The organism is Curtobacterium sp. TXMA1, from assembly GCF_020162095.1.
In the GTDB taxonomy this organism is placed as follows: domain Bacteria; phylum Actinomycetota; class Actinomycetes; order Actinomycetales; family Microbacteriaceae; genus Curtobacterium.
In genome coordinates, this window is record NZ_CP083910.1 from 656,807 (window position 1) to 679,648 (window position 22,842).

Annotated in this window: 16 protein-coding genes; 10 read left to right on the forward strand and 6 right to left on the reverse strand. The window is 72.1% G+C overall.

What is annotated here, in order from left to right:
• Window positions 1–145: 145 nt before the first annotated feature.
• Window positions 146–1,174 (reverse strand): zinc-binding alcohol dehydrogenase family protein, encoded by a 1,029-nt coding sequence (locus tag LCG91_RS03270; RefSeq protein WP_224442476.1) that lies wholly within the window; start codon window positions 1,172–1,174, stop codon window positions 146–148.
• A 103-nt stretch (window positions 1,175–1,277) separates the two neighbouring features.
• Here LCG91_RS03270 and LCG91_RS03275 point away from each other — a divergent pair, with 103 nt between their 5' ends.
• Window positions 1,278–1,661 carry a hypothetical protein gene (locus LCG91_RS03275; RefSeq protein ID WP_153001678.1) on the forward strand — a complete coding sequence of 128 codons (384 nt, stop codon included), beginning with the start codon at window positions 1,278–1,280 and terminating at the stop codon, window positions 1,659–1,661.
• On the opposite strand, the gene LCG91_RS03280 is transcribed toward LCG91_RS03275, so the two are convergent.
• From LCG91_RS03280 to LCG91_RS03290, 3 genes are read right to left on the reverse strand one after another with little or no spacing between them, the layout of a single operon-like run.
• Window positions 1,603–3,144: a glyceraldehyde-3-phosphate dehydrogenase gene (locus tag LCG91_RS03280; RefSeq protein ID WP_224442477.1), complete on the reverse strand. Its 1,542-nt coding sequence runs from the start codon at window positions 3,142–3,144 to the stop codon at window positions 1,603–1,605. The genes LCG91_RS03275 and LCG91_RS03280 overlap by 59 nt on opposite strands.
• Complete coding sequence (locus LCG91_RS03285) at window positions 3,144–5,045, reverse strand: phosphoenolpyruvate carboxykinase (GTP) (protein ID WP_224442478.1); 1,902 nt, start codon at window positions 5,043–5,045, stop codon at window positions 3,144–3,146. The genes LCG91_RS03280 and LCG91_RS03285 overlap by 1 nt, the downstream gene beginning before the upstream one ends.
• A 24-nt stretch (window positions 5,046–5,069) precedes the next feature.
• Complete coding sequence (locus LCG91_RS03290) at window positions 5,070–6,482, reverse strand: cation:dicarboxylate symporter family transporter (RefSeq protein ID WP_224442479.1); 1,413 nt, start codon at window positions 6,480–6,482, stop codon at window positions 5,070–5,072.
• 188 nt (window positions 6,483–6,670) lie between these two features.
• Between LCG91_RS03290 and LCG91_RS03295 the strand changes: the two genes are divergently transcribed.
• A complete protein-coding gene (locus tag LCG91_RS03295) occupies window positions 6,671–8,371 on the forward strand; it encodes an ATP-binding protein (RefSeq protein WP_224442480.1) in 1,701 nt (566 codons plus the stop codon).
• Entirely contained in the window at window positions 8,368–9,048 is a 681-nt protein-coding gene (locus tag LCG91_RS03300; protein WP_224442481.1) for a response regulator, read from the forward strand. The genes LCG91_RS03295 and LCG91_RS03300 overlap by 4 nt, the downstream gene beginning before the upstream one ends.
• Window positions 9,049–9,195: 147 nt before the next feature.
• Here LCG91_RS03300 and LCG91_RS03305 read toward each other — a convergent pair whose 3' ends face one another.
• The gene (locus tag LCG91_RS03305; protein ID WP_058748924.1) at window positions 9,196–9,705 is read right to left on the reverse strand and encodes a BLUF domain-containing protein; all 510 of its coding nucleotides are present in this window, start codon (window positions 9,703–9,705) and stop codon (window positions 9,196–9,198) included.
• Window positions 9,706–9,808: 103 nt separating this feature from the next.
• On the opposite strand from LCG91_RS03305, the gene LCG91_RS03310 reads away from it, so the two are divergent.
• The 6 genes from LCG91_RS03310 (at window position 9,809) to LCG91_RS03335 (ending at window position 16,267) form a co-directional block, all read left to right on the forward strand.
• A complete protein-coding gene (locus LCG91_RS03310; protein ID WP_058728480.1) occupies window positions 9,809–10,111 on the forward strand; it encodes a hypothetical protein in 303 nt (100 codons plus the stop codon).
• A gap of 111 nt (window positions 10,112–10,222) precedes the next feature.
• Window positions 10,223–11,287: a LacI family DNA-binding transcriptional regulator gene (locus tag LCG91_RS03315; protein ID WP_058748926.1), complete on the forward strand. Its 1,065-nt coding sequence runs from the start codon at window positions 10,223–10,225 to the stop codon at window positions 11,285–11,287.
• A gap of 89 nt (window positions 11,288–11,376) precedes the next feature.
• Window positions 11,377–12,699 carry an ABC transporter substrate-binding protein gene (locus LCG91_RS03320; protein WP_224442482.1) on the forward strand — a complete coding sequence of 441 codons (1,323 nt, stop codon included), beginning with the start codon at window positions 11,377–11,379 and terminating at the stop codon, window positions 12,697–12,699.
• Between the two features lie 102 nt (window positions 12,700–12,801).
• Window positions 12,802–13,794: a carbohydrate ABC transporter permease gene (locus LCG91_RS03325; protein ID WP_058748928.1), complete on the forward strand. Its 993-nt coding sequence runs from the start codon at window positions 12,802–12,804 to the stop codon at window positions 13,792–13,794.
• Window positions 13,791–14,735: a carbohydrate ABC transporter permease gene (locus tag LCG91_RS03330; RefSeq protein WP_082687410.1), complete on the forward strand. Its 945-nt coding sequence runs from the start codon at window positions 13,791–13,793 to the stop codon at window positions 14,733–14,735. The genes LCG91_RS03325 and LCG91_RS03330 overlap by 4 nt, the downstream gene beginning before the upstream one ends.
• Window positions 14,732–16,267, forward strand: a complete 1,536-nt coding sequence (locus tag LCG91_RS03335; RefSeq protein WP_224442483.1) for a glycoside hydrolase family 32 protein — start codon at window positions 14,732–14,734, stop codon at window positions 16,265–16,267. The genes LCG91_RS03330 and LCG91_RS03335 overlap by 4 nt, the downstream gene beginning before the upstream one ends.
• Window positions 16,268–16,337: 70 nt before the next feature.
• Here the strand turns inward: LCG91_RS03335 and LCG91_RS03340 are convergent, their stop codons facing one another.
• Window positions 16,338–17,195 carry a formate/nitrite transporter family protein gene (locus tag LCG91_RS03340; protein ID WP_224442484.1) on the reverse strand — a complete coding sequence of 286 codons (858 nt, stop codon included), beginning with the start codon at window positions 17,193–17,195 and terminating at the stop codon, window positions 16,338–16,340.
• Between the two features lie 205 nt (window positions 17,196–17,400).
• Between LCG91_RS03340 and LCG91_RS03345 the strand changes: the two genes are divergently transcribed.
• Entirely contained in the window at window positions 17,401–22,830 is a 5,430-nt protein-coding gene (locus LCG91_RS03345; protein ID WP_224442485.1) for a discoidin domain-containing protein, read from the forward strand.
• Window positions 22,831–22,842: the final 12 nt, after the last annotated feature.

Genomic DNA, 22,842 nt, shown 5'->3' on the forward strand with positions numbered 1-22,842 from the left:
AGGCGTCGGACGGGAGGCCCGGATCACCGCCGCCGGTCGGCGCACGGTGGTCCGTGCCTCCTGACCGACCGACGGGGCTCGGTCCCGAGCGATCGGCAGTCGCGTCCGGCCCCTGGGACGCCCTCAGGAGCGCGGACCGCGCGGTTCAGCCCTCCGGCTCGTCCGTCACGACGACCTTGCCGATGACCCGTCCGCTCTCGACCAGGCGATGAGCTTCGCGCACGGTCTCGGCCGTGATCGGCCGCAGGACGGTCGTGGCGGTCCCGCGGACGCGCCCCTCGTCGACGAGGTCCGCGACCCGGTCGAGGATCCGGTGCTGCTCCTGCAGGTCCGCGGCGCCGTGCAGGGACCGGGCGAACATGAACTCCCAGTGCCACGTGAGCGCCTTCGACTTCAACGCGACGACGTCGACCTGCTCGGGGTCGTCGATCGCCACGATCTGTCCGAACGTGCGGAGGATGCGCTCGTACACCGGGAGCTGACCGGAGGAGTTCGTCGTCAGGATCCACTCGATGCCGTCCGGGGCGAGTGCGAGGACCTGCGCGGCGAGGTCCCCGTGGTGGTCGACGACCTCGTGGGCACCGAGGCCGCGCACCCACGCCTCGCTCTCCGGGCGGGACGCGGTGGCGACCACCCGGACGCCCGGCAGCAGGGCCCGGACGAGCTGGATCGCGATCGATCCGACACCGCCCGCACCGCCGACGACGAGCAGCGTCCCGATTGCGTCCGGCGTGATCCGGAGCTTGTCGAACAGGCTCTCCCACGCCGTGATCGCGGTGAGCGGGAGTGCGGCGGCCTCGGTGTGCGACAGGGTCGACGGCTTCCGCCCGACGATGCGTTCGTCGACGAGCTGGAGCTCGGCGTTGCTGCCCGGTCGATCGATCGCACCCGCGTAGGAGACCTCGTCCCCCGGGGCGAAGAGCGTGACCGCCCCACCGACGGCGCGGACCGTGCCGGAGGCGTCGAAACCGAGCACCCGGAGTCCGCCGTCCGGCTTGGAGCCACCGCGGAGCTTGACGTCGACCGGGTTGACCGAGACCGCGCGGACCTCGACGAGCAGGTCGTGCGGGCCGGGTACCGGTTCGGGGATCGTGGTGGACACGAGGCTGTTCGCGTCGTCGACGGGGCGGGCTGCGGTCTGCGCGACCGCGCGGATCTCGTTCGTGGTGGTCACCCGACCACTGTGCACCCGGGCACGTGGTCACCCGCACGGGCCCCTGGGCAGCCCGGCGACGCAACCGGTGGACGCGCGAGCCCGTCCGTGGCACGATGCGTCCGTGCGACGCTGGTGGGAACGGCTGCGGGCGGCTCCACCGCCGGAGGAGATCGAGCTCCACCCCGCGGTGCCCGGGCTCGCGGAGTGGGACCGCCGAGGCATCGTCGGGATGATCGGATCAGGGTCGGCCGCGGGTTCCTCCGTGGCCGCTCGACCGATCTGGACGGACACCGGAGCCTTCGACTGCTACCTCCTGGAGACCTGCGACGGCGACGCCCCGATCCTCGACGGCGCCGGCCGGTTCGTCATGGACCGCTTCGTCGTGGACAGCCGTGTGCCCGGGGAGGAGGGCGGCCTCATCGACGCGTTGACCCGCGAGGTCGACGTCACCTGGTGGCGCGACCGGGAGCGGATCGACGCGTTCTGGGCGATGCACAGGGGCTGAGGTGGTCCGGGTCGCACCGGTCGGCGGCCCGGGCCATCTCCTGCAGGACCCGGTGGACCTGCCGGCTGTACCCGGACTCGTTGTCGTACCAGACGTACAGCACCACGTGCTCGGAGCCGTCCGCGATGGTCGCGAGCCCGTCCACGATCCCCGCTCGTCGGCTGCCGAGCAGGTCCGTCGAGACGATCTCGGGTGACTCGACGTAGTCGATCTGCCGCCGGAGCACCGAGGTGAGCGAGGACTCCCGCAGCACCCCGTTCAGCTCGTCGCGTCCGACCGGGCGACCGAGCGTCAGGTGGAGGACCGCGAGCGAGACGTTCGGCGTGGGGACGCGGACGGCGTTCCCGGTGAGCCGGCCGCGGAGTCCGGGCAGGGCCTTCTCGGCGGCCTTCGCGGCACCTGTCGCGGTGATCACCATGTTCAGGCCCGCCGCCCGACCGCGCCGGTCGGCGGGGTGGTAGTTGTCGACCAGGTTCTGGTCGTTCGTGGCGGAGTGCACGGTCTCGACGTGCCCGTGGACGATGCCGTAGGCGTCGGCCACGACCTTGAGCACGGGGACGATCGCGTTGGTGGTGCACGAGGCGGCGCTCACGACCGTGTCGTCGCCGATGCCGTCGTGGTTGATGCCGTGCACCACGTTCGGCACGTCGCCCTTCGCGGGCGCGGTGAGCAGCACGCGGGCCGCTCCGGGGGCGAGCAGGTGCTGCCCGAGCCCCTCGGCGTCACGCCAGCGACCGGTGGTGTCGACGACGATCGCGTCCTCGATGCCGTGCGCGCGGTAGTCCACAGCGCCGGGGGAGTCGGCCGAGATGAACTGCACCAGGGTGCCGTTCGCCGTGATCGTGTCGCGCTCGGTGTCGACCGTGACGGTGCCGGCGAAGGGGCCGTGGATCGAGTCCCGACGGAGCAGGCTCGCGCGCTTGACCAGGTCGTCGGGCCCCCGGCGCCGGACGACGACGGCGCGCAGGGCGAGCGGGGCGTGCTCCCCGGCGCGTTCGAGCAGGATCCGGGCGAGCATCCGACCGATCCGCCCGAACCCGTAGAGGACGACGTCGCGCGGAACGTCGCGGTGCGGTCCGTCCGCCGTGCCCCGGTGCAGGAAGAACTCGTCGGCCAGGAACTCGCGCAGGCTGCTGCCGAGACGGTCACGTCGGTGGCGGGCGGCGAGGTCGCCGAGGTCCACCGACACCGACGACAGTGCCATCGTGTCGAGCTCGGTCAGGATCGCCAGGCTCGTCGCGACCGGCAGTTCCGTCTCGTCGACCCGGCGGCTCGAGCGGTGCGCCTTGACGATCCCGATCGGGGACTGCCCGACCAGGGGACGGCCGTGCACGGACGGCACGACGTCGTCCCGCCGGTAGAGCCGTCCGATGAGCGGCACCATCGCCTCGGCGGCCGCGAGCTTCTCCTCCCACGCGCGCTGCAGGTCCGCGCGCTCGGCGGCGGTGGACACCCCGGTCGTGGTCGGGACGCCGGCGGGCATCAGGCCGCCTGCCGGACGGACGCGGACGCGGGCGCGGGCGCGGACTCGGGTGCGGACTCGTGTGCCTCGGCGTGCAGGGCTGCGCGGCGCTCGTCGAGGATCGCGGTGAACACCGGGGGCGTGCGGTCGCCGAACCCGGCGAGGAACTCCTCGGTCAGGTCGCACTCCTCGAGCCACGGCCCGGGCTCGACGGCGAAGAGCGCGTCGAGCCGCGCTTCGGGCAGGTCCAGGCCGCGCACGTCCAGGTCGTCGAGGTCGGGGAGCAGGCCGACCGGGCTCTCCACCGCCGGCACACTGCCCTCGACCCGGCGGGCGATCCACTCGAGCACGCGGGCGTTCTCGCGGAAGCCCGGCCACAGGAAGCCGCCGTCCGCGTCCTTGCGGAACCAGTTGACCTGGAACACCGCCGGTGCTCCGTCACCGAGGCGTGCACCGGTCTCGAGCCAGTGCGACCAGTGGTCCGCCATGTCGTACCCGCAGAACGGCAGCATCGCGAAGGGGTCGCGGCGGAGCTCCCCGACCGTGCCCTCGGCCGCGGCGGTCTGCTCGGACGACACCGTCGCGCCCATGAACACGCCCTCGGCCCAGGTCGGTGCCTGTGCCACGAGCGGCACGTTCGTCGAGCGGCGACCGCCGAACACGACAGCGTCGACGGGGACGCTGTGCTCCCACCCGACGGCGAGCGTCGGGACGCGGTCGAGCGCCACGGTGAAGCGGGCGTTCGGGTGCGCCGCGGGCGTCGGGCTGTCGGGCGTCCAGTCGGCGCCGGTCCAGTCGACCAGGTGCGCGGGCGGCTCGGGCGTGAGCCCCTCCCACCAGACGTCGCCGTCGTCGGTCAGCGCGACGTTCGTGAAGATCGTGTCCGCCGCGATGGTCTCGACCGCGACGGGGTTCGTGTCGGGGCCGGTGCCGGGCGCGACGCCGAACAGGCCCGCCTCGGGGTTGATCGCGTGCAGCCGCCCGTCCGCACCCGGGCGGAGCCAGGCGATGTCGTCGCCGATGGTCTCGACGGACCAGCCCGGCAACTCCGGCTGGAGCATGGCGAGGTTCGTCTTGCCGCACGCGGAGGGGAACGCGGCGGCGACGTGGAAGGCGCGGCCCTCGGGCGAGGTCAGCCGGACGAGCAGCATGTGCTCGGCGAGCCACCCCTCGTCGCGGCCCATCACCGAGGCGATCCGGAGCGCGAAGCACTTCTTTGCGAGCAGGGCGTTGCCGCCGTAGCCGGAGCCGTACGACCAGACCTCGCGGGTCTCCGGGAACTGCACGATGTACTTCGTCGGGTTGCACGGCCAGGCGACGTCCGGCTGCTCGGCGCCGGCGTCGTCGCGCAGGGGCATCCCGACGCTGTGCACGGTCGCGACCCACGGCACGCCGGTGTCGATCGCCCGGAGCACCTCGTGCCCGAGACGGGTCGTCTTGCCCATGCTCAGGACGACGTACGCCGAGTCCGTGACCTCGACGCCGAGCTGCGAGATCGGCCCGCCGACCGGCCCCATCGAGAACGGCACGACGTACATCGTCCGGCCGCGCATGCTCCCGGCGAAGCGCTCCTCGAGCTCGTCGCGCATCGCGGACGGCTCCCGCCAGTGGTTCGTCGGGCCGGCGTCCTCGGGTGTGCGGGAGCAGGTGAAGGTCCGTCCCTCGACCCGGGCGACGTCGTCGGGGTCCGAGCGGGCGAGGAAGCTGTTCGGTCGGCGCTCCTGGTCGAGGGCGACCAGCTTGCCCTCGTCGACGAGCTGCCGGGTCAGGCGGGCGGTCTCGTCGGCCGAACCGTCGCACCAGACGACGCGGTCGGGGCGGGTGAGGGACGCGATCCGGGCGACCCACGCCTCCAGTGCGACGCGGGGTGAGCCGGGCACGGTGTGCGGGGCGGGGCTCGTGTGGTTGGGGTTCGTGATCATCGTCGATCTCCTCGTGTCGGGGGACTACCGGCGGGTGGTGGTCGAGTGCTCCGGCTCGACGATGGTGCGGACTGCCTCGGTCGAGATCCGCTCGGGCTGCTGGGCCCCGGAGTGGCCGTGGTCGTCGGCGGACATCGTCCGCTCGTCGAACGGAGCCGCACCGGAGAGCACCCGCTCGACCTGCTGCTTGTCGATCTGCTTCGTCCACGTCCCGACCAGCACGGTGGCGACGGCGTTGCCGGTGAAGTTCGTCAGCGCGCGGGCCTCGGACATGAACCGGTCGATGCCGACGATCAGGCCGACGCCGTTCACCAGGTCCGGACGGTGCGCCTGCAGGCCGCCGGCCAGGGTGGCGAGCCCGGCGCCGGTGACCCCGGCGGCACCCTTCGAGGCGATGATCATGAAGACCAGGAGCGAGATCTGCTCCGGGACGTTCAGCGGGGTGCCGAGGGCGTTCGCGATGAAGAGCGACGACATGGTCAGGTAGATCGCGGTGCCGTCGAGGTTAAAGGAGTAGCCGGTCGGCACGGTGACGCCGACGACGGGCTTCGAGACGCCGAGGTGCTCCATCTTGGCGATGAGGCGCGGCAGGCTGACCTCGCTCGAGGAGGTCGACACGATGAGCAGGTACTCGCGGCCGAGGTACTTCATGAGCTTGAAGATGTTGACGCCGGTCACGACCCGGAGCAGGACCCCGAGGACACCGACGACGAACACGATGCAGGTGATGTAGAAGGCGACCATCAGCGTCCCCAGGGCGACGAGTGCTGCGACGCCGGTGGCGCCGACGACCGCGGCGATGGCACCGAAGGCGCCGACCGGGGCGACCCACATCACCATCGCGAGGATGCGGAAGACCAGGGCCTGCAGGTGCCGGATGCCGGTGAGGATCGGCGCGCCCTTCTCGCCCATGGCCTGCAGCGCGAAGCCGACGAGCAGCGCGACGAACAGCGTCTGCAGGATGCTGCCGCTGGTCAGGGACGACACGAGGGTCGCGGGGATGATGCCGAGCAGGAACCCGGAGGTGGACGACGCGTTCTCCTCGGTGCCGGCCGGCAGCTCGTACGTGGCCTTCGACATGTCGAGGTGGTCGCCCGGGTGGATCAGGTTGCCGACCACGAGGCCGATCGCCAGGGCGAAGGTCGACATGGCGATGAAGTAGCCGAGCGCCAGGCCGCCGACCTTGCCGACCGTCGCCGCCTTGGCGATGGAGCCGACGCCGAGCACGATCGTGCAGAAGATGACCGGGGCGATCATCATCTTGATCAGGGCGATGAAGCCGTCGCCGATCGGCTTGAGTCCGACGGCGAAGTCGGGGACCGTGAGGCCGACCACGATGCCGGCGAGCACGGCCACGATGACCGCGATGTAGAGCCAGTGCGAGCGATCCAGACCGCGGCGCCGGGGGCGGGCGGTGGTCGGGTGCGTCGATGCCATGAGACTTCCTTGTCGTCAGGACCGGGGCGGCGTCGCTCCGGTCGGCTCGTCCTCGGGGGAACGCCACACACCCTCGCTCGGACCGGCCCACGGGATCGACTTGTGTTCACAACGTTCACGGCGTGCTGCGCGGAGGGGCTCTCGTGCGCGAGGATGGTCGTCCCGCAACGGAGCGAGGAGGCAGCACAGTGGTACCCCGTCGGTGGAGCATCGCCGCGCGCCTCTTCGCGCTGCAGCTGCTGTTCGTCGTGGTCGGGGTCGCCGTCGGCGGTGCCTGGAGCTGGGCGTCCGCGCGGGCCGACCTCGAGGCGGACGCGGCCGAGAAGTCCACCGCGGTCGCGGTGTCCATCGCCCGCAACCCGTTCGTGCTCGACCAGGTCGACACCGCCGACCCCTCGGAGCGCCTCGAGCCGTACGCCCTCGACCTGATGCGGCGCACCCACACGGACTTCATCACGATCATGGCGCCCGACCGCACCCGGTGGACCCACCCCGACCGGTCGGAGATCGGCCGGCCGTTCCGCGGCACGGTGCAGCCGGCGCTCGAGGGACGGACCTTCACCGAGACGTTCTCCGGGACGCTCGGCCCCTCGGTGCGGGCCGTGACACCGATCACCGACGCCGACGGGCGCGTGGTCGGACTCGTCGCCGCGGGTGTCACCGTGGCGAACATCTCGACCGCCCTGGTGCCCCGGCTCACCTCGGTCGTCCTGCTCGCCCTGGCGGTCGTCGCGGTGGCCGCGCTCTTCTCGTGGCTGCTGAGCCGGTACCTCGGTCGCGTCACCGCCGGGCGGGGGCCGGAGGAGCTCGCCCGCGTCTTCGCGTCCTACGAGGGCGTGCTCCACTCGGTGCACGAGGGACTCGTGGTGGTCGACCGGTCCGGCGCCGTGGTGCTGCACAACGACCGCGCCGCGGAACTGCTCCACCTGCCCGTGCCGGGGGAGCACCAGGAGCCGGTCCCGCTCGCGGCGCTCGACGTGCCGGACGCCCTGCGCACCCTGCTCGCGTCGGGCGACCGGGCCGTCGACGAGACGTACGCCACGAGCGACCGGGTGCTCGTCGTGAACCAGGAGATGGCGTTCCCGCGTGGGTCGACGAAGCCCATCGGCACCGTGGCGACGATCCGCGACCAGACGGACCTGCTGCACCTGTCCGGGGAACTCGCGGCCACCCGGACGCTCACCGATGCGCTCCGCTCGCAGACGCACGAGTTCGCCAACCGACTGCACGCGGTGGTCGCGCTCATGGAGCTCGGCCGGGTCGACGAGGCGATCCGGTTCGCGTCCGACGAGATCGACCGGCACAGCGAGGTCGAGCGCCACCGTGCGGTCGGGCGCACGGAGACCGACGGACCCGGTGCGGACGACCGCCCCGACGACCGCACTGACGACCGCCCCGACGGCCCCGCCCGGACTGCTCCCGAGGTGCTCGACGCCCTCCTCGCCGCCAAGCGCGCACAGGCCGCCGAGCGCGGCGTCGACCTCGTCGCCGACACGCGCGGCCTGTTCCGTGCCGTCCCGGCCGCGCCCGGCGACGTCATCACCGTGGTCGGGAACCTCGTCGACAACGCCGTCGACGCCGTCGCTGGAGCCCGATCGGCCACCGGACCGGGCCGGGACCGGGACCGGGGCCGCGTCGACGTAACGGTCGCCGAGATCGATGGACACGTCCGGCTCGTCGTCCGCGACGACGGACCCGGCATCGCCGACGTCGGCGCCGTCTACCAGCGCGGCTGGTCGACGAAGCCGGCCGGGCCGGAGGGGCGGGGCATCGGCCTCGACCTCGTCCGCTCCACCCTCACCCGCACCGGCGGCACCGTGGACGTGACGACCGGGCCGGACGGCAGCACCTTCACAGTGGACCTGACCGCGGGGAACGTGCCGTCGTGACCGCGCCCATCCGGGTCCTCGTCGTCGAGGACGAGCCCCTGACCGCAGAGGCGCACGCGGCGTACGTCGCGCGCCTCGACGGCTTCACGGTGGTCGGCACCGTGGGCACCGGTCGGGAGATGCTCGCGACGGTCGCGACGGAGCGACCGGACCTCGTGCTGCTCGACCTCAACCTGCCGGACGCCCACGGCCTGCAGCTGGTCCGCGCCCTGCGCAGTGCCGGTTCCGCCGTCGACGTCATCGCCGTCACCGCCGCACACGACGTCCGCGCGGTGCGGAACGCGATCGCCCTCGGGGTCGTGCAGTACCTCGTCAAGCCGTTCAGCTTCCGGTCGTTCGCCGACCGGATGACGTCGTACCGCGAGTTCCGGCGCGGGTTCGAGGACCGTCGGGCGCTCACGCAGGCCGACATCGACCAGCGGCTCCGGACGCTGCGCCCGGTCGCGCCGACCGACCACGAGAAGGGCATCGCGCCCGAGACGCTCGGGCTGGTCCGCGACGTACTGCTCGAGCGGCCGGACGGCGGGTCGGCCTCCGAGGTCGCCGAAGCCACCGGGTTGTCGCGGGTGACCGCGCGGCGGTACCTCGAGCACCTGGCCGCCGCCGGGCAGGTCGGCAAGGACGTCCGCCACCGCGGGCAGGGCCGTCCGGAGTACGAGTACCGCTGGTTGCGGTGAGCGGTGCGCTGCGGAACCGTCACGGGGCGGACGGGAGGCGCGGCGCGGGACGTCGGGACACACCGCGGACGTGCGTTCCGCCGGACGGGAGGCGCGGTGCGGGCCGGTGCCGTGCCTCCCGTCCGGCGTCGTGTCGCGTGGGTGGAGTCAGCGCGCGCGGGCCGTGCCGGCGTCCGCCCCGCTGCCGTCGCGGTCCTGCCGGAACCACTGCAGCAGCTCCCGCACCGCCCCCAGGTCCGGCGCCCCACCGTGGTCGTCCGGCAGGAAGTCGAGGTCGTCGAAGGTGGTGCGGTGCCCGGGCACCGCAGCGCGCTGCAGGGTCGTCTCAGCGGCGTAGCCCATCGACCAGTCGGGGAACTGCCGTGCGGGGACGTGCTCCTCGAGCAGCACGGTGACCTGGTCGTGCCGAGGGTCCTCGGCGATGAACGCCATCTTCTCGCGCACCGCCGCCGTGGGCCCCTCGAGCAGCTGCAGGAACCGGTGGTCACGGAAGAGCAGCAGACCGGTCACCCCGACGCGGGCGTTCGCGGTGCGGGCGTGCTCCAGCAGCTCGTCGAGGTCGTCGAGCCCGAACCCGACGACCGCGCGGCTGGCGTAGACGAGGGACAGCAGGGTGCCGTCGGCCGGGTTCTGCGTCGGTTCGGATGAGGACTGCACCGGTCCACTCAACCCGGGCGAGCCGAGAACCCACCCGGCGACGGGGCCGAGCCGTCCCCCGGTTCCCTGTGACCCGGGCCGAGCGACTCTCTACGGTGGACCGATGCGAGAAGAGCTCGAGGCGGTCCTGCAGGCACACCGCGTCACCCCGCTGCCCGACGGCGTGGACCGTGCCAGCGCCTGCGACCCCGAGCTGCCGAGCGCGGAGATCGTCGGCTGGGCGACCCTCGTCGCCGCCGGGGTGCCGCTGTCGGCGACCGAGCAGGACCGGCTCGCGGACACGGCAGCGAACGCCTTCGCCCTGATCGCGCTGCTCCCCGTGGGGGCGCGGCCGTACTTCGCCCGCCTCGGCCTCATCGCGACCCTGGCGTCGGCGCTCGCCGTGGGAGCGCCTGCGCAGCGGTAGCCCGTCGAGGGCCCCGCGTCCGCCGACTGCGTGACTAGGCTCAGCACGTGCGGTCCGCGGGTGGTTCCCGGCAGGGCCGTCGAGCCGGACCGGCAGAGGGCAGGAGACCACGTGGCGCGATCGACGAGCATCCGCGACGTGGCGGCAGAGGCCGGGGTGTCGATCACGACGGTGTCGCACGCCCTGAGCGGCAAGGGCACCGTGAGCGCCCGGACGCGCCTGCGGGTCGAGGAGGCGGTGGAGCGGCTCGGGTACGCCCCGAACCCCATCGCCCGCGCCATGCGTACCGACCGTCGCGCGGTGCTGGGCTTCGTGTCCGAGGAGATCGCATCGACCCCGTACGCCGGCAAGATCATCGTCGGGGCACAGGCCGAGGCCGCCGCGCACGACCACGTCCTGATGATCGTCGACATCGCGGCGGGGGCGTTCGACGACCCGCGCATCGACGCCCTGATCCAGCGCCAGGTCGACGCGGTGGTGTTCGCCTCGGCGTCGAACCGGGTCATCCGCCTGCCGCGGTCGCTCGACCCGGCCCGGACCGTGCTGCTCGACGCCTTCGACCCGGCGGCCCCGGTACCGTCCGTGGTGCCCGACGAGCAGGACATCGCCGCGACGGCGGTCCGGGCGTTGCTCGACGCCGGCCACCGCCGGATCGCGCACCTGACGGTCGAGGGTGCCGGTCCCGCCGTGACGGGCCGCGTCGAGGGGTACGAGCGAACCCTGGTCGCGGCCGGCGGCACCCCCGTGGTCGTCCGCGCGGGCGGTGAGGTCGCGGACGCCGCGGCCGGTCACCGGGCGGCGACGGAGCTGTTCGGGCCGGTGTCGCCGGGAGCGGCCGACCGGCACGACGCCGAGCGCCCGACCGCGGTGTTCGCCTTCAACGACCAGATGGCGATGGGGGTCTACCAGGTCGCCGAGGAGCGCGGGATGCGCATCGGCCGGGACCTGTCGGTCGTCGGCATCGACGACCTGCAGCTCGTCGCCGCAGCCCTGCGCCCGGGCCTGACCACCGTGGCGCTCCCGCACGAGCAGATGGGGCGCGCCGCCGTCCGTCGCGCGCTCGAGCAGACCGGGGCGCTGCCCGCGCCGCAGGCACCGCGTGCCGGGGTCGAGCGGCTCCGCGGCGAGCTCGTCGTCCGCGACTCGATCGGATCGGCAACCGTTACTCGTTCGTGACCTCCGCCCGTGGCGAGCGGTTGCGCCCTGTGTGATGCTCTTCCTCGACACAAAACGATTTGGGTTTGTGCGAGTGAAAGGTCGAAGTAATGAGGCTTCGTAAGGGCATCGCCGTCGCCGCCGCGCTCGCGGTCGGGACCGGCTTGACGCTGACCGGCTGCAGCGCCGGCGGATCCGGGTCGTCGTCGGACGGCACAGTCACGATCTCCGGTGGGTTCACCGGTGCACAGGCCACGGCGTTCCAGAAGGACCTGGACACGTGGGCCAAGAGCCAGGGCATCACGGTCAAGTACTCGGGCAGCGACAGCTTCCAGACGTCGATCGTCACCCAGGTGAAGGGCGGCCAGGCCCCCGACATCGCGATCTTCCCCCAGCCCGGTGTGCTGAAGTCGCTCATCAGCCAGGGCATCCAGCCGCTCGACGACCTGATCGACGTCAAGAGCGTCACGGCGGACGAGGCGAACGGTCTCGCCGACATCGCGAAGGTGAACGGCAAGACCTACGGCCTGCCCTACAACATCAACGTGAAGTCGCTCGTCTGGTACGACCCGGCGGCCTTCAAGGCGAAGGGGTACGAGGTCCCGAAGACGGACGCCGAGCTCATGGCGCTGCAGGACAAGATCATCCAGGACGGCTCCGGCTACCCGTGGTGCGTCGGCATCGCGTCGCAGGGCTCGAACGGCTGGCCGATGACGGACTGGCTCGAGGAGTACGTGCTCCGCTACGGCGGCCTCGAGAAGTACGACGACTGGATCACCCACAAGGTGAAGTTCGACTCCCCACTGGTCAAGAAGGCCGCGGGCAAGGTCGAGTCGATGATCTTCGCCGACGGCGCGGTCAACGGCGGCGGCAAGGCCATGGCCTCGACCGACTTCGGCGCTGCGGGCAACAACCTGTTCGTCGACGGCGGCAAGTCGGCCGGCCAGTGCTACATGATGCGCCAGGGCACGTTCATCACGGGCAACTTCCCGGAGACGATCCAGCAGCAGATCGCGAAGGGCGACACGACGAACGTGAACGCCTTCCCGCTCCCGACCCCGGAGGGCGCCGCGACGTCCGGCACGCTCGGCGGTGGTGACCTGGTCGCCGCGTTCAAGACGGACGACGACACCAAGAAGGTCGTGGACTACCTGGTCGGCAAGGAGTTCGGCACGAACGGCTACGCCAAGAACTGGTCCGCCGCGCTCTCGCCGCACAACGACTTCCCGGCCTCGGAGTACACCAGCCCGTTCCAGAAGGTCGCCCAGCAGGCCGTGAAGGACTCGAAGGTCTTCGGATTCGACGCCTCCGACCAGATGCCCGGCGCCGTCGGTGCCGGTACCGAGTGGACGAACCTGACGGCCTGGACGGCGGGACAGCAGTCCCTCGACCAGACCCTCAAGGCCATCGACGACTCCTGGCCGTCCCAGTAACACCCCCACCTCGCCGTGGCGGTGCCCACCGGGCACCGCCACGGCCCTCGGCGCCTGCACGCCGCGACAGCACACCCCGACAACGAAGTGAGGTGACCCCTCGTGCAGCAAGTCCTCAGCGTCCTCGTCTCCGTCATCGGCGGACTGGCCGTCTCGTTCCTGATCTACCTCGGGCTCAACTTCCTGGTCTCGAAGACGCACGGCAAGTGGCACGGTCGCCTGCTGCCCTACGTGTTCATCGGCCCGGTCCTGCTCCTCCTGCTCGTCTTCCTGGTCGTCCCGACGGTGCAGACCGTCATCCAGAGCCTGCAGAAGACCGACCAGTACGGGTTGACGTCCTTCGGCGGACTCGACAACTACGTGTCGCTCTTCTCGACGCCGTCGTTCCTGTCGACCCTGCTCAACAACCTGCTCTGGATCATCGTCGTCCCGGCGGTCGTGGTCGTGATCGGCCTGCTCGTGGCCACCCTGGCGGACCGCCTCGGCCCGAAGCGCGAGAAGACCTTCAAGTCCCTGATCTTCCTGCCGATGTCGGTGAGCTTCATCGCCGCCGCGTCGATGTGGTCGTTCGTGTACGCGTACAACGCTCCGGGCCAGCCGCAGGTCGGCCTGCTCAACGGCATCTGGACCGCGATCACGCACCAGAACCCGATCCCGTGGCTGCAGAACGACTTCCTGCGGATGAACAGCTTCCTGCTCATGGCGGTCGTGATCTGGCTCAACGCCGGCTACGCGATGGTCCTGCTGTCCGCAGCGATCAAGGCCGTGCCCGAGGAGACGATCGAGGCGGCACGCATCGACGGTGCGAGCGAGCGCCAGGCGTTCTTCCGCGTGATCGCACCCCAGATCCGCACGACCATCATCGCCGTCGGCATCACGGTGCTCATCACGGTGATGAAGATCTTCGACATCGTCTTCGCGATGACCAACGGGCAGTTCGACACGAACGTGCTCGGCGTCGAGTTCTACTCGCAGTTCTTCGCCTTCAACAACCCCGGGAAGGCGTCCGCCGTGGTCGTCATCCTCATCCTCGCCGTGGTGCCGGTCATCGTGTACCAGGTGCGCACCTACCGTGAACAGGAGGCCCTCCGATGACCGAGATCGTCCCGGTGGCCGGTGCCCCGAAGCTCGTCGCGACGAAGCGCGAGCGGGTCACGAAGACCAGCGCCGTGCAGCGTCCCCGCGTCCTGCTCAGCATCGTGATGGGCATCATCGCCGTGCTCTGGATGGTGCCCGCGATCGGTCTGCTCATCACGAGCTTCCGCACCACGACCGCCGCCCAGAGCACCGGGTGGTGGACCGTCTTCGGCAACCTGTTCGGCACCGAGTGGACCCTCGACAACTACTCGAACGCCCTGACCGGGGCGACCTCCGGCACCGGGCAGAGCCTGGCGGCCGAGTTCCTGAACAGCGTCGCGGTCGCGGTGCCGGCCACGATCCTGCCGCTGATGATCTCGGCGTTCGCGGCCTACGCGTTCACGTTCCTGCAGTTCCGGTTCAAGGAGTTCTACTTCGCGGTCATCGTCGGCCTGCTCGTGGTGCCGGTGCAGATCTCGCTCATCCCGGTCCTGCAGCTCTACAAGTCGATCACGCAGGCGACCGGGCTGCAGATCACCGGGACCTTCCCCGCGGCCTGGATCGTGCACTCGGCGTTCGCGCTGCCGCTGTGCATCTACATCCTGCGGAACTACATGTCGACGCTGCCGGTCGCGCTGATCGAGGCCGCCCGCGTCGACGGTGCGTCGCACTTCCAGATCTTCTGGCGGCTCGCGGTCCCGATGTCCCTGCCGGCGCTGGCGTCGTTCGCGATCTTCCAGTTCCTCTGGGTGTGGAACGACTACCTCGTCGCGTACATCTTCATCGGCAACACGAACCCGGTGCTGCAGCAGGGCCTGCTCGGCCTGCTCGGACAGTACGGATCGGGCTGGAACCTGGTCGCCGCCGGGTCGTTCATCGTGCTGATCGTGCCCCTCGTGGTGTTCCTGTCGCTCCAGCGGTTCTTCGTCCGCGGCCTGACCGCCGGGTCGGTCAAGTGAGCACGGTGGCGGAGACGGAGACCACGGTGCTCCGGCGCCCCCGGGTGCACTTCACCCCCGCCCGGAACTGGATGAACGACCCGAACGGGCTCGTCCGCCACGACGGCCGGTGGCACCTGTACTTCCAGCACAACCCGAACGGCATCGACCACGGCACGGTCGGCTGGGGGCACGCGTCGAGCACCGACCTGCTGACCTGGACCGAGCACGAGGTCGCACTCGAGGCCGACGAGGACGGCCAGGTCTTCTCGGGCTCCGTCGTCCTCGACGCGGAGAACACGAGCGGGCTCGGATCGGCGGAGCACCCGCCCCTGGTCGCGATCTGGACGCAGGCGGCGGAGACCGAGCAGTCGCAGGCCCTGGCGTCCAGCACGGACGGTGGGTACCGGTGGCGGAAGCACCCGGGCAACCCGGTGCTGCGCCGTGGGTCCGCCGACTTCCGCGACCCGAAGGTGTTCCGGTACGAGGGCGCCGACGGCCCCTGCTGGATCATGGTCGCGGTCGAGGCCCAGGACCGCCAGGTGCTCGTGCACCGCTCGACCGACCTGCGCTCATGGACGCTCGTGTCGACCTACGGCCCCGCCGGTCCGGTCGGCGGGGTGTGGGAGTGCCCGGACCTGTTCCCGCTGACCGTCGACGGCGACCCGGACCGCGTGGTCTGGGTGCTGCTGATCAGCCTCAACCCCGGCGGGGTCGCGGGTGGGTCCGGCACCCACGTCGTGCTCGGGCAGTTCGACGGCGAGCGGTTCGTCCCCGACGAGCCGCTGCCGGCCGAGACCCGGCTGCCGGACGGCTCGTGGCGGCAGCAGTCCACCGAGGAGCTCGCGACGTACCGGTGGCTCGACCACGGTCCGGATGCGTACGCCGGCGTCACCTTCTCGGGCACCGAGGGACCGGACCGGACCCTCGTCGCCTGGATGGACAACTGGGACTACGCGAAGGAGCTGCCGACCCGGCCGTGGCGCGGCGCGATGACCGCCGCGCGGGTCCTCGGCCTGACCGAGCGGGACGGACGCCTCGAACTGGTGCAGCGGATCGTGGGACCGGCGGGCGGAGCGGAGGAGCTGCTGCGCCAGGAGGACGACCCGGCCAGCACGCACGAGCTCCCCGGTGTGGTCCGCGTCGAGGTCGCGATCACGTTGCGCGAGGCGGCGGGCGAGGTGCGGCTGGACGTCGACGACGCCGACGGCCGCCGACGGCTCGGGCTCCGGTACGACGCCGCGGACGCCTCGCTCCGACTCGACCGGCCCGCCGCCGACGGGCTCCCCGCGGCGTTCGAGCGGCACGTCGCCGTGACGGTCCGACCCGACGGCGACCGCGTGGCGCTCACCCTGTGGTTCGACGAGTCGTCGGTCGAGGTCTCGTCCGGTGGCGGTACCGGCTCGATGACGGCGCTGCTCGCCGGGTCGGCGACCGACGGCAGGCGCCGCCTGCTGGTGGACCCCGGTCCGCACGCGGTCACGGTCACCGCGTCGGTCGGACCCGACGGTGCGGTGTCGGTGGACCAGCCGGCCGGATCGACGGCCGACTGAGGCGATCCGACGACGGACGGGAGGCCCGTGGCGACGCCGCCACGAGCCTCCCGTCCGCCGTCCGTGCCGGTCAGCGCGCGGTGCCCCGCTCCTGCTCGCCGGTCCCGCGGTCCGGTGCGTCCGGCGCGTCGCGCCGCCGCCCGCGCAGCAGGTCCGCCGACCGTATGATCCGCAGCGACGTCACCAGCACGACCCCGCCCAGGACGTTGAACAGGAGGACGTAGCCGAACCAGGCGGCCCACTGGCCGTAGGTGATCGCCGCGCCGGCCTGGATCGCGCCGAAGACCAGCAGCGAGTCCAGGATCGAGTGGAAGAGCTGCAGGCCGGCCAGCAGGAAGCCGCCGGCGACCGCCGCGACGAGCTTCGCCGGGTCCGAGTCCGTGCCCTGCTGCATCCGCGTCACCAGGGTGATGGTGCTGCCGCCGAGCACGGCGAGCACCGCGGTCTGCAGCCCGAAGGGCGCGTCGACGTAGTGCCGGGCGGACTCCTCGAGCACGGTGTGCCACTGCGGGAACGCCTGCACGACGAGCCACATCACGACCCAGCCGCCGGCGAGGTTGCTGACCAGCGTGCCGAGCCAGAGCCGGAGGAGCTGCCGGACCGTGCCCTCGCGGGCGACGAGCGCCACGATCGGCATCAGGAAGTTCTCCGTGAAGAGCTCGCTGTGCGCCAGGTACAGCGCCACGAGGCCGATGCTGAAGGCGATGCCCGCGAGCAGGTGGCTGTCGGTCTCGTGCAGCACGGCGAGGTAGCCCATCACGCCGAGGCCGATCTCCAGGCCGCCCGCGAACCCCGTCGCCAGGACGACCCGGGTCGTGCGCTGCAGCCGCTCGGCGCCCTCGTCGACCACCGCGTCGAAGGACTCCTCGATCTCGTCCTCGACCGGGGCGTCGCTGTCGCCGACCTCGCGGCGTCGTTCGTCCGTCACCGGTCCGACGGTAGCCCCGCCGGACCTGGGCGGCGGCAGGGTGCGCGTCGGGGCTCGGCGCACGCGGACGGAGGTCACGCATGACCACGCTTCCGGGACGGATCCTCACTTCTGCTGACGTCGGGGTCGAGGCTGCCGACAGTGGCCCGTGCGACCCGACGCACGCACCGCCGCCGAACCTCCGCCCCCCGGAAGGGACCCCTCCGTGCACCTGGTCCGCACCGTCGTCGTCACGCTCCTGCTCGGCGCGCTCTCGCTCGCGCCCGTCGTCACCGTGGATGCCGCGTCCGCGGCCACCCCGCCGCCGGACCCCGCGGCCACCTCGGCCGCCGGGTCGGGAACCGCCGATCCTGCGCACCCGCCGGCGGAGCGGCTCGCGGCGACCGCTGCCGACGCGGCCGCGCCGAGCGTCGACGGCGTTCGGGTCGGGGACGGGTCGTACGCGCCGACGCCCCCGGCCGAGATCGCGTCCATCGCCGACGTGCGGAAGACCGTCGACCAGCACCTGTACATCGACCCGTCGCAGCAGGGGAAGCCCGTCCCCACGAACCAGTGGTGGACCGACCTGCTCGTCAGCAGGTACTCCGGCGACATGTGGGCGTACCCGTTCGTGTCCTCGAACAGCGCGAAGGGGACGAAGCTCACGTACCCGACTGCCTGGAACGCCGACGGCACCGCGATGCGGCTCGACGCCCCGGTCACGGTCGGAGGCACGGTCGACCCGACGCCGGACGCGTCGGACCGCGTGCTCGCCGACTTCGAGGACGGACTGCCCGACGGGTGGACCACCACCGGCGACGCCTTCGGCGGGACCGCCTCCGGGACGGCGTCCGGACAGAGCGCGGTGTCCGGGTGGCTCGGCCGTGGGTTCGTCGACTCGTTCACCGACCGCGACGGCGACGGCGCGACCGGCACGCTCACCTCGCCCGGGTTCACCGTCGACCGGTCCACCCTGGCGTTCCTGGTCGGCGGGGGTCGGCACCCCGGTGCCGAGGCGGTGCAGCTCCTCGTCGACGGCGAGGTCGTCGAGGAGGCCACCGGTGCGGACAGCGAGGAGCTGCGCTGGACGTCGTGGGACGTCAGTGCGTACCGCGGTGCGACAGCGCAGCTCCGGGTCGTCGACTCGCTCCGCGCCGGGTGGGCGCACGTCCTGGTCGACCAGGTGCTGCTCACCGACGCCCCGGACGGCATCGCGCAGCGGTTCACCACGGCGTTCTCCGCCGATCGAGCCGACGCCCTGCGCTGGGGCGATTGGAACGTCAGCTGGCGGATGCCGCAGGCGGGCTCGGGTGGCCAGTACATGGACGTGACGAGCGTACAGGGGTCGCCGTACGAGTGGTTCGAGTTCCACGGGATGACCCCGCGGATCACGCTGCAGGGCGGTGCCGTGCTCACCGACGGTGCCGGTGCCGAACTGGCGGGAACGATCACGACGGACCGGTTCGAGATCCGGCAGGACGGGCACGTGTTCGGCGTGCACGCACCCACCGGGACGACCTTCACCCGGTCGGGCAACGTGCTCGAGGCGTCCGCGGGAACGCCCTTCCTCGTCCTCAGCGCCGTGCCGGAGCGGGGGCTGACGCTGGACGACCTGCACCGCACGGCCTTCGCCGTGCCGCGGGACACCCGGATGGACTACTCGTACGACCCCGCGGCCGGACAGGTCGAGCAGCGGTGGTCGCTGCAGACCGACGTGCTGCAGGGCACGGACCACGACACCGTCCAGGGGTGGTTGCAGCACCAGTACTCGGAAGCGACGCACGACCTCGACTTCACCGGTGCGACCTACGCGACACCGCGCGGCACGATGAAGACGACCGTCGGGCACGACGGGTGGACGCTCCGGTACGCCTTCAGCGGGCTGACCCCGATCGGTGCCGAGCCGACGAGCACGGGCGACGACCCGTACCGCGAGGACGTCATGCGGCAGTACCTGTCGGAGTACGCCGAGAAGACGACCTACGGCGGCGACACCTACTGGGGCGGCAAGGACCTGCAGCAGCTCGGCGCGTACATGAGCGTGGCGGACCAGATCGGGGACACCGAGGACGCCGACCGGATGCGGGCGACCCTCGAGCGCGCGCTCACCGACTGGTACACGTACAGCCAGGGCGAGCGGGAGCACTTCTTCGCGATGTACCCGACGTGGAAAGCCCTGATCGGCTTCGGCGACTCGTACGGGTCCGCACAGTTCAACGACAACCACTTCCACTACGGCTACTTCACGCTCGCGACCGCACTGCTCGGACGGGCCGACCCGGAGTGGGCCCAGCGGTACGGCGACATGGCGACCCTGGTCGCGAAGCAGTACGCGAACTGGGACCGGGACGACGAACGCTTCCCGCACTTCCGCACCTTCGGTGTGTGGACCGGCCACTCCAACGCCGGCGGGGTGTCGTCGCCCGGCGGCAACAACCAGGAGTCGTCGTCCGAGGCGATCCAGTCCGAGGCCGGGCTGTTCCTGCTCGGCACCGTGCTGGGCGACCGCGACATGCAGGCAGCGGGCGCGGTGCAGTACGTCACCGAGCGCGCAGCCGTGCGCGACTACTACCAGAACGCCCACGGCAACCCGGCGTCGGCCTCGTACGACGGGAACGGTGCGTTCCCCGAGGCCTACGACGCCGGCCAGGCGGGCATCCTGTTCGACTCCGGTCAGGCCGAGGCGACGTACTTCTCCGGCGACCCCGCGTGGATCTACGGGATCCAGTGGATGCCGACCGCGCCGTGGTTCACGTACTTCGGGTGGGACCCGGACTTCTCGAAGGCGATCATGCGGCAGATGATGGCCGCCAGGGGCGAGGTCGTCGGGCAGGACGGCGTCGTGAACGGCAACGCCGGGCACGTGCAGATGCTCACGAAGAAGTGGTGGGGCGTCGGCACCTACGGAGACGTCGTGATCACGCGGGACCGGGTCGCCGCCATCGGCGAGCTGCAGGACGCGGTCCGCGCGGTCGAGCGGAACCACCCCGGCTACGTGACGGCGAAGACCGCGTCCAACCCCCTGTACGACCGGTCGACGGACACGCTGTACGTCTCGGTCGACGACGACGGCTCCGTCGTGTTCCCGTCCCGGTACTGGACACCCGAGACCCTGCCGGCGGCACTCGTGCCCGCGCAGCTCGACGGCCCCACGGCAGACCGGCAGCCGGGGGACTGGCCGACACCGTCGCCGCTCCTGCCGTTCCTGGTCACCGACTACCGCGCGGACCCCGCCACGATCGACCGGCTGTACGGCGTCGACCTCACCGACCACCGCCCGGGGACGGACACCGCGCACGCGGCCGCGGTGTTCAGCGAGATGGGTGACGCGCTCGGCAACGTCGTCCTCGGGTTCCTCGCGCAGTACGACCCGGACACGTACGCCGACGTCCACGCGGCACTGTGGGAGGCGCAGGACCCGGCCGTGACCGGTCGGTCGATGGCCGGGATGGTCTACCACCAGGCGATGTCGAACCGCACCGTCGGCCACGAGGCCACCGACCGCCACACGACGAACCCGCTGAGCCAGGTGTTCCGCGCCGCCGACGGCACGTACTCCTACGTGATCGACAACATCGACGACGTCCAGCGCACGTACGACGTGTTCGAGGGCCAACGGGTCATCGGGCAGATCGCGGTGCCCGCCCGGACGCAGATCACGTCGCACCTCGACGCCCGGCTGGCGAAGGTCGTCGTCGGGACCGAGGGCGACCCGCGCACGCTCACCCCGGGCAGCACGACCGCGTTCACCGCGACCGGCTACGACCAGTACGGCGCGACGATGCCGCTCGACGACGTGCGGTGGTCGACCAGCGCGGGGACCATCGACCAGGACGGCACCCTGCACGCGGGAGCGGCGGCGGACGAGGTGTCCGTCACCGCGACCGTCGGCACGGTCTCCGACTCGTACGACTTCCGCGTCGCACCGGCGCCGGTGCTCACCGGCATCACGGTGACGCCCGACGTCACGCGCGTCGTGGTCGGCGAGCAGACGACCTTCTCGGCGACCGGGCACGACCAGTACGGCGACCCCGCCCCGCTGCCCGGCGACGTCGCCTGGAGCACCACCGGACCCGGGACGATCACCGCCGACGGCACCCTCACCACGTCCGCGCCCGGCTCCGGGTACGTCGTGGCAACGGCGGGCGGGGTCGAGGGCAGCGCCGTCGTCTCGTCGATCGCGTCGGTACCGGTCGTCGTGGGGACCTCGGCCGTGGCGAGCTCGACGGACGGGGGCAACACCGCGGCGAAGGCCGTCGACGGGGACCCCGCCACCCGTTGGGAGAGCGCGCACGGCGTCGACACGGTGGACCTGACGCTCGACCTCGGTTCCGCGCGGGACGTCGACTCCGTCCGGGTCACGTGGGAGAACGCGGCTGCGGCACGGTACGTCGTGCAGGTGTCCGACACGGACGACGGCCCCTGGCGGGACGTCCGCAGCGTGACGAACACGGACGCCTCGGTCGACACCGTGCCGGTCGGTGCGACGGCCCGCTTCGTCCGGCTGCACCTGACCGACCGGCTCACCCAGTACGGCTACTCGGTGTGGGACGTGCAGGTGACCGGGACGCCGACCGCGTCCGACGTGGACGTCCGCGACGTGGTGGTCGCCCCGCGCAGCGCCACGGTGCTGCCCGGCTCGTCCATCCGGCTCGCGGCGTACGGGTTCGACGCGGACGGGTACGGCGGGCTGCTGACCGGTGGTGCCCAGCCCGCTTGGACCGCCGACGAGGGCACGACGGTGAGTGCCTCGGGCGCCGTGACCGTGCCGGACCGCGGCGGCGTCACCACCACCGTCCGTGCCGCGCGCGGTGCCGCGACCGGGCAGGCCGTCCTCAGGACGCTCGACCAGGGCGGGGCACCGGCCGTGTCCCGCGACGTCGCCGTCGGCAAGCCGGTGACGACCTCGTCGGACGAGCGCGGCGACCTGTCCGGCGACGCGGCGGTCGACGACGACGACACGACCCGCTGGTCGAGCACCGCCCGCGACGGGGAGTGGCTCGCCGTCGACCTCGGTTCGGTGCTGCCGCTCGACCGCGCCGAGGTCGTCTGGGAGGCGGCAGCGGCCGCGTCCGACCACGTCGAGGTGCGCGACCGGGCATCGGACCCGTGGCGCACGGTCGCGACGACGACCGACGGCAGGGGCGGGACCGAGACGCACGTCCTCGACGGCGTCCGCGCGCGCTTCGTGCGCCTGGTCGCCGACACGCGCACCACGCAGTACGGCGTCTCCGTGTGGTCGTTCCGGGTGTTCTCCACCGAGGGTGCACCGACGCCGGACCTCGCCCGCCGCGCCGCGGTGTCGTCGTCCGGCGACGAGTCGGCGGGGGTCCCGGCGCGCAACGCCGTCGACGGGGACCCGGGCACGCGGTGGGCGAGCGAGCACCGGGACGACGCCCGGCTCGACGTCGACCTCGGTGCGCGGCACGAGGTGCACGAGGCGACGATCCGGTGGGAGGCTGCGTACGGCCGCGCGTACCGCATCGAGGGGCGGGACGGGACGACCGGCGCGTGGACGACGATCGCGACGGTCACGGACGGCGACGGCGGCACCGACCGGGTCCCGCTGTCCGGCAGCTGGCGACAGCTCCGTCTGCAGGGTGTCGACCGGGCGACGCCGTACGGCTACTCGACGTACGCCGTCGAGGTCCGGTGACGGCGGCGGGCC

What these genes read in the sequence shown, in the direction of transcription:
- LCG91_RS03280 (WP_224442477.1), bottom strand. Translation starts at nt 3,144, where the DNA reads ATGCCCGCCGGCGTCCCGACCACGACCGGGGTGTCCACCGCCGCCGAG.
- LCG91_RS03285 (WP_224442478.1), bottom strand. Translation starts at nt 5,045, where the DNA reads ATGATCACGAACCCCAACCACACGAGCCCCGCCCCGCACACCGTGCCC.
- LCG91_RS03290 (WP_224442479.1), bottom strand. Translation starts at nt 6,482, where the DNA reads ATGGCATCGACGCACCCGACCACCGCCCGCCCCCGGCGCCGCGGTCTG.
- LCG91_RS03310 (WP_058728480.1), top strand. Translation starts at nt 9,809, where the DNA reads ATGCGAGAAGAGCTCGAGGCGGTCCTGCAGGCACACCGCGTCACCCCG.
- LCG91_RS03320 (WP_224442482.1), top strand. Translation starts at nt 11,377, where the DNA reads ATGAGGCTTCGTAAGGGCATCGCCGTCGCCGCCGCGCTCGCGGTCGGG.
- LCG91_RS03330 (WP_082687410.1), top strand. Translation starts at nt 13,791, where the DNA reads ATGACCGAGATCGTCCCGGTGGCCGGTGCCCCGAAGCTCGTCGCGACG.